Consider the following 7305-nt stretch of genomic DNA (forward strand, 5'->3'; position numbering starts at 1 on the left):
CGTATTCGGCGCCTGTTACATCCAAGCTTCACAGCTTGGCTACGTTGCAGGTCTTGGACCTCTCGGACGTGGAGCGCGCGATCGAGCGTTACATCCAAGCTTCACAGCTTGGCTACGTTGCAGGCTCTGTCGGGCTTGGTCTTCGCTCAGCTCACGAACTGTTACATCCAAGCTTCACAGCTTGGCTACGTTGCAGGTGGCACTCCTTGACGGAGTTGGACCCCCCGATGCGGTTACATCCAAGCTTCACAGCTTGGCTACGTTGCAGGAAGGCAGGCGAAAATAGCGAAGAAAGGAGGTAAGGTGTGCGCGCCGAGGACCCAGGACTGATACACGTCACCCCCAACCGGGCGGTGGCCCGCAGGCTGGGGGTTCCCTACCGCACCCTGGCCGGGCTGGCCCGGGAGCTCCTAAGGGACGGGGGGCTCCTGGTGGCCTCCCCCTACCGGGCCCGCCGCCTGCTGGTGCAGGCGGTGCGGGAGGCCCTCGCCCCGAAGGACCCCCAGGGGCTGGCCGCGGCCCTCGAGGGCCCGGTGAGGACCCTCCTCCTGCTCGCCCAGGCCTCCGGCCAGGGGGAGGAGGCGCTTGCCCGCCTGGCGAAGGGGGCCTCCCCCAGGCTTGCCCGGGTGGCCCGGGCGGCCCGGCGCTACGGGGAGTTGCTCAGGGGCCGGAGGCTCCTGGACCCCGTGGAGGTCCTTCCGAGGGCGGCGGCCCTGGGGAAGCGGCTTCCCCTGAGGCTGTGGCACTACCCCTACCTGGGGACGGGGGAGCTGGCCTTCCTGAAGGGGGTTGCGGCCCCGGGGAGCGAGGTGGAGCTCCTCCTCCCCGAAGGGGCGTGGGGAGAGGCCAACCGCAGGGCCAAGGAGGCCCTGGAGGAGGTGGGCCTAAAGGTCAGGCCCCTGGAGCTTGCCGGCCTGGGGAGGGCCTTTCTCCAGGGGCGAGGTCTCCAGGGGCGAGAGGCGGACCGGGTCCAGGCCCTCCGCTTTCCCGACATGGAGGCGGAGGTGCGCCATGTCCTGGCCTCCCTCAAGGGGCTCCTCCGGGAGGGGCTATCCCCGGGAGAGGTGGCCCTGGTGGCCCGGGACGACCGCCGCTACGGCCCCCTGGTGGCCGCCGTGGGGTTTGACCAGGGCCTGCCCGTGCGCCTCCTCTACCGCGTGCCCGTGGGGGAGAGCCGGGTGGGAAGCCTCGCCGCCCTCCTGGCCCAGGCCCTCCAGGACTTCCCCTACGAGGCCACCCTGCGCCTCCTCTTCCACCCCCTCTTTCCCTGGGAGCGAAAGGTGGACCTGGACCAGGCCCGCCTGCGGAGGCCTTCCGGGGAGGCGTGGAAGGGGCTCGGCCTTCCCGGGGAGCTTCTGGAGCTCGCCCAGGGAAAGACGGGCGGGGAGCTCGTTCAGGGCCTCCGCCGGGCGCTTTCCCCCCTGAGGAAGCGGCTTGAGGGCTGGCCCCGGGAGCGGGCGGCCCTTGAGGCCCTCCTGGAAGGCCTCGGGGAGCTGGAGGAAGAGGACCGGGAGGGCTTCTTCCAGGGGATTTCCGAGCTCCTCTACCACCTCACCGTGCCCGCCCAGCCGGGGTACGGGGGGGTGGAGCTCCACACTCCCCTGGCCCGCTACGGAGGGGCCTTCCGCCACCTCTTCGTCCTGGGCATGGCGGAAGGCCTTACCCCGGTCCCGGTGGCCGAGGACCCCTTCCTGGGCCTGTCCGAGGTGGAGGAGCTGGAGCGGTTCGGGCTCTTTCCGGAGAAGCCCTGGGAGGCCGCCGCCCGGGAGGCCCTGGTCTTCGCCGCCCTTCTAGGGAGCTTGAAGGAGGACGGCGAAGCGGTCCTCACCTACCCGGAGGTGGTGGAGGGGAGGCCCGTCCCCATGAGCCCCTTCCTGGAGCGCCTGGGCCTGGAGCCCCGAAGCCCCGGGCGCACCCTGGTGGGAAGCCTGGTGGAGGCCCGCAGGCTTGGCCTGTGGGAGGGAGACCCCCTCCAGGAGGCCATGGAGCGGGCCCTCGAGGCCGAGAAGGCCCGCCTGGAAGGGGAGGCCTCCTCCCCCCACCACGGGGCCACGGGGAGGCCCTTCCTTCCCGCAAGCCTCAGCGTCTCCCAGCTTGAGGACCTGGCCACCTGCTCCTTTCGCTTCTACGCCAAGCACCTCCTCCGTCCCCGGGGGGACCGGGAGGCGGGGGACGGGGACCGGGAGGACCTGGGAACCTTCGTCCACCAGGTACTCGCCCGCGTCTTCCGGACCGCGCTGGAGAAGGACGCACGGAGGGGCGAGGAGGTGAGGGCCCTTGCGGCGGGGGGCCTTCTGGAGGAGGCCTTCTCGCGGGTGGAGGAGGAGTGGAAGGGGAGGCCCAATCCCCCCTTCTTCCTGAGGCGGCCCGACTGGCCTCACCGCCGGAGGCGGGTTCCGCGGCTTCTCGCCCGGGCCTTTGAGGACAACAAGCAGTTTCTGAGGGGGGACGCGAAGATCGTGGGTGTGGAGGAGAAGGTGGAGGTGGAAAGGGGCTTCAGGGGACTGGTGCCTGGCTACGAGGGCCTGAAGGTGCGGGGCCTCATAGACCGCGTGGAGGAGCGCTCGGGAAGCCGCTTCTACCTGGACTACAAGCTGGGGAGCACCTCCCCCCGGGTGAAGGACCCAAGGACCGGGCAGCTCTCGGCTGACCTGCAGCTTCCCCTCTACATCCTCCTCCACGGAAAAGGCAGGGGGGTGGGGGTCTACTACCTCCTCGCTTCCGGAAAGACGGAAACGGCACGTCTGGACCGGGGTGCTCTCTGGATAATCTTTAAGAAGATTCGCAGGACGTTAAAAAGCGGCGTCTTTGAGCCCAGGCCCGACGCACAGGCCCAAGCCTGTCGGTCCTGCCCCGTGGGGCTCCTTTGCCGCTACGAGGGGAGGTGAGGGATGGAGGCGAACCTGTACGTGGCGGGGGCGGGGACAGGCAAGACCTATACGCTGGCGGAGCGTTACCTCCGTTTTTTGGAAGAAGGGTTGTCCCCCCTCCAGGTGGTGGCGGTGACCTTCACGGAAAGGGCCGCCCTGGAGTTGCGCCATCGGGTGAGGCAGATGGTGGGCGAACGCTCCCTTGACCAAAAGGAGCGGGTCCTGGCCGAGCTGGAGGCGGCCCCCATAGGCACCCTCCACGCCCTGGCGGCCCGCATCTGCCGGGAGTTCCCCGAGGAGGCGGGGGTGCCCGCGGACTTCCAGGTGATGGAGGACCTCGAGGCCGCCCTCCTCCTGGAGGCGTGGCTGGAGGAAGTCCTCCTGGAGGAGCTCCAGGACCCGAGCTACGCCTCCCTGGTGGAGGCCGTGGGGTACGAGGGGCTTCTGGACACCCTGCGGAAGGTGGCGCAGGACCCCCTGGCCGCCCAGGAACTCCTGGAGAAGGGTCTCGGGGAGGTGGCGAGGGCCCTCCGCCTCGAGGCCTGGCGCAGCCTCAGGCACCAGATGGAGAAGCTTTTCCGAGGCGAAAACCCGGAAGAGCGGTTCCCGGAGTTCCCCGAGGGGTGGCGGACCGAGGAGCCCCAAGTCGTCCCTACCCTTCTGGACTGGGCCGGGAAGGTCAAGTTCAACAAAAAACCTTGGCTTGAATATAAGGACGATCCCGTCCTCAAGCGGCTCCGGGAGCTTCTGGAAGGCGTGAGGGAGGGGTTTTCCCCGGGGGTTGCGGACGAGCGCCTGGAGGAGGTCTGGCCCCGCCTCCAGCGGCTGGCGAAGGGGGCTCTGGCCCGCCTGGAGGAGCGCCGCTTCCGGGCCCGGCGCTTGGGCTACGCTGACCTAGAGGTGCACGCCCTCCGTGCCCTGGAGGAGGGAGAGGTGAAGGCTTACTACCAGGGGCGCTTCCGGCGGCTTCTGGTGGACGAGTTCCAGGACACCAACCCCGTTCAGGTCCGGCTCCTGAAGGCCCTGTTCCCCGATCTCCGAGCCTGGACCGTGGTGGGGGACCTCAACCAGTCCATCTACAGCTTCCGCCGCGCAGACCCCAAGGTGATGGAGAAGTTCCAAGAAGAGGCCACGAAGGAGGGTTTGCGCGTCCAGCGTCTGGAGAAAAGCCACCGCTACCACCAGGGCCTGGCGGACTTTCACAACCGCCTCTTCCCCCACCTTCTCCCGGGGTACGGGCCCGTGAACGCCGAGAGGAGGCCCGATGGAGAGGGCCCGTGGGTCTTCCACTTCCAGGAGGACCTGGAGGCCCAGGCCCGCTTCATCGCCCAGGAGGTGGGGCGCCTGCTTTCGGAAGGCTTCCAGGTCTACGACCTGGGTGAGAAGGCCTACCGGCCCATGAGGCTTCGGGACGTGGCGGTTTTGGGCCGCACCTGGAGGGAGCTCGCCCGGGTGGCCGAGGCCCTTCGCCGCCTGGAGGTGCCCGCGGTGGAGGCCGGGGGCGGGAACCTCCTGGAGACCCGGGCCTTCAAGGACGCTTATCTGGCCCTGAGGTTTCTAGGGGACCCCAAGGACGAGGAGGCCCTGGTGGGGCTTCTGCGTTCTCCCTTCTTCGCCCTCACCGACGGGGAGATCCGTCGCCTGGCGGAGGCGCGGACGGAAGGGGAAACCCTATGGGAGGTTCTGGAACGGGAGGAAGCCCTTTCCGCCGAAGCCGAAAGGGCCCGCAAGACCCTCCGCGACCTCCTCCGGCGCAAGGCCCTCGAGGCCCCAAGCCGACTCCTTCAGCGCCTGGACGGGGCCACGGGCTACACGGGGGTGGCCGCCTGCCTCCCCCAGGGCCGGAGGCGGGTGAAGGACTGGGAGGGCACCCTAGACCTGGTGCGGAAGCTGGAGGTGGGGAGCGAGGACCCCTTCCTGGTCGCCCGCCACCTCCGCCTCCTCCTCCGCAACGGGCTTCCCGTGGAGCGTCCCCCGCTGGAGGCGGGCGAGGCCGTGACCCTCCTCACCGTCCACGGGGCCAAGGGTTTGGAGTGGCCCGTGGTGTTCGTGTTGAACGTGGGGGGGTGGAACGGGTCAAGCTTCCGGAAGAGGACCGAGCCCCTCTTCCGCCCGGGCCTGGCCCTGGTGCCCCCTGTCCTGGACGAGGAGGGCAATCCCAGCGCCCTCTTCCACCTGGCGAAGCGCCGGGTAGAGGAGGAGGAGAAGCAGGAGGAAAATCGGCTCCTCTACGTGGCCGCCACCCGGGCCTCCGAACGGCTTTACCTCCTTCTCTCCCCTAAGGGCGACCTGGACCCCCAGGTCCTGGTCGGGGCAGGGTCCCTGGAGAAGGGCCTCGAGGCCACCGAGCCAGAGAGGCCCTGGTCTAGGGAGGAGGGGGAGGTGGAGGTCCTCGAGGAGAGGATCCAGGGCCTTCCCTTGGAGGCCTTGCCCGTCTCCCTCCTCCCCCTGGCGGCCAGGGATCCCGAGGCGGCCCGGAGGCGCCTTCTGGGGGAGCCCGAGGCCGAAGGCGGGGAGGCCTGGGAGCCGGACGGCCCCCAGGAAACCGAAGAGGAGGTCCCGGGCGGGGCCGGGGTGGGGCAGATGACCCACGCCCTCCTGGAGCGCTTTGAGGCCTTGGAGGACCTGGAGAGGGAAGGCAGGGCCTTTCTGGAGAAGGCCTTTCCCGGGGCGGAAGAGGAGGGGATGGAGGAGGCCATGAGGCTCGCCCGCACCTTCTTCACCGCCGAGGTCTTCGCCCCCTACCGTGGGAATGCCGTGGCGAAGGAGGTGCCCGTGGTTCTGGAGCTCCTGGGGGTGCGCCTCGAGGGCCGGGCGGACCGGGTGGGGAAGGACTGGGTCCTGGACTACAAGACGGACCGCAGGGTGGACGCGGAGGCCTACCTGCTCCAGGTGGGGGTGTACGCCCTAGCCTTGGGAAAGCCGCGGGCCCTGGTGGCGGACCTTCGGGAGGGAAATCTCCGCGAGAGGGCGAGCCAGGAGCTTAAGGAGGAGGCCGAAGAGGTCCTGCGGCGCCTCATGGGCGGCGAAGAGCGAGGGCGGCAACCCCACCCCACGACCTCAGGCGGTGGCTGGAAAGGGGGATAGAGGGGCTGGAAGACGGTAAGCCCCCCGGGGCCAGGCCCCGGTGGACCCCGGCCATGAGCGCCTTCCTGCGGGAGCTCTTGGCGGGGGAGGAGGCCTGGACGGCCCCCCGGCTTCTGGAGGCTTTGGAGAGGCGCTTCTTCGTGACCTTCCACCCGGGGACGGTGCGGCGGAAGCTCTTGGAGATGGGCTACGGGTGGAAACGCACGCGCTATGTGCCTACGGGGAAGCCCAAGGAGGAGGAGGTGGAGGGGTTCAAGGCGGCCTTGGGGGAGGCGGAAAGGGGGGGCTAAGGGTGTTCTTTTTGGACGAGAGCGGGTTTGGGCTCTCCCTGCCTCCCACCTACGCCTGGGCGAGGAAGGGGGAGGCCAAGGGGGTACCCCGGGCCTGGGGTAAGTCGGGGCGGGTGAACGCGGTGGCCCACCTGGAGAGGCTTCCCCCGGGGGGCTGGGTTCTGGGGTACGGGCTTTTGGGGGGGCGGTGCGGGACGGGGGAGGTGGTGGCCTACCTGGAGGGGCTGAGCCGGGAGGTGGCGCGGGAGGGGGTGCGCGGGGTGGTGTTTTTGGACAACGCGTCCTTTCACCGGTCCCGGGCTTTTCGGGAGGCGGCGGGGAGGTGGAGGGAGCGTGGGCTAGAGGTGGCCTACCTACCGCGGTATAGCCCGCACCTGAACCCGGTGGAGAGCGTCTGGCGGCGGGTGAAGGGGTTTTTGATGCCGAGGCGGCGCTACGGGAGCGTGGAGGAGCTGAGGGAGGCGGTGGCCGAGGCCTTGGAGAGGCTGCGGGAGCGGATGGGGCAGGGGGTGTTGCAAAGTCTATGCGCGGGCACTTAGTCTAGAGGGTCCACATCCATCCTCTCTCCACCCGGTTTTGACTGGGGAAAGGAGTGAGGGGGTGGAGCTCATGTACCGTACCGGAACCTCCCCCTTGAGCTTCGCTCGCCGGGATCCAGGCCGCCTCGCCAAGGAGGGCCCTCCATTTACGCTGCGTTTACGCCCCGGTCTCATCCTTGACCCTGAGGAGGGGTCGTGTCAAGAGTTATGTGTAAGAGTCTGTGTACGGGGGGCATACCGCTCCTGAAGCATCTTCTCCAGCACCTCCTTCACCTCCGAGAACCCCTTTAGTTTCCGTTCTGCCCACCTCCCCTCTTGCCTCTCTGACTCCAGGTAAAGGAGCTTGTATACCGCCTCCGCCTTGGGAAACTTGTGGTCCCGCACCTTCGTCCCACGCCGCACTTCCCGGATAAACCGCTCCATCAGGTTGGTGCTCCGCAAGTACGGCCAAAGCACCTTGGGGTACCCGTAGAACCGCAGGAAGGCCCCCGAATCCTGTACCCAAAGCCCCACCACCCC

Annotated in this window: 5 protein-coding genes; 4 read left to right on the forward strand and 1 reads right to left on the reverse strand. The window is 68.9% G+C overall.

Going from position 1 to position 7305, the window contains the following annotated elements:
* Positions 1 to 305 precede the first annotated feature (305 nt).
* The 4 genes from BLP62_RS14405 to BLP62_RS08605 are packed head-to-tail and all read left to right on the forward strand — an operon-like array spanning position 306 to position 6786.
* On the forward strand, positions 306 to 2888 hold the full coding sequence (locus tag BLP62_RS14405; RefSeq protein ID WP_093007754.1) for a PD-(D/E)XK nuclease family protein: 2583 nt from the start codon (positions 306 to 308) through the stop codon (positions 2886 to 2888).
* A 3-nt stretch (positions 2889 to 2891) separates the two neighbouring features.
* Positions 2892 to 5957 carry a UvrD-helicase domain-containing protein gene (locus BLP62_RS08595; protein ID WP_093007756.1) on the forward strand — a complete coding sequence of 1022 codons (3066 nt, stop codon included), beginning with the start codon at positions 2892 to 2894 and terminating at the stop codon, positions 5955 to 5957.
* 5 nt (positions 5958 to 5962) lie between these two features.
* A complete protein-coding gene (locus BLP62_RS08600) occupies positions 5963 to 6247 on the forward strand; it encodes a winged helix-turn-helix domain-containing protein (protein ID WP_241374229.1) in 285 nt (94 codons plus the stop codon).
* Positions 6248 to 6249: 2 nt separating this feature from the next.
* On the forward strand, positions 6250 to 6786 hold the full coding sequence (locus BLP62_RS08605; RefSeq protein ID WP_176758175.1) for an IS630 family transposase: 537 nt from the start codon (positions 6250 to 6252) through the stop codon (positions 6784 to 6786).
* A gap of 198 nt (positions 6787 to 6984) precedes the next feature.
* On the opposite strand, the gene BLP62_RS08610 is transcribed toward BLP62_RS08605, so the two are convergent.
* Positions 6985 to 7305: transposase (locus tag BLP62_RS08610; protein ID WP_176758176.1), on the reverse strand; the 321-nt coding region annotated here is incomplete at its 5' end.

The organism is Thermus arciformis, assembly GCF_900102145.1.
In the GTDB taxonomy this organism is placed as follows: Bacteria; Deinococcota; Deinococci; order Deinococcales; family Thermaceae; genus Thermus; species Thermus arciformis.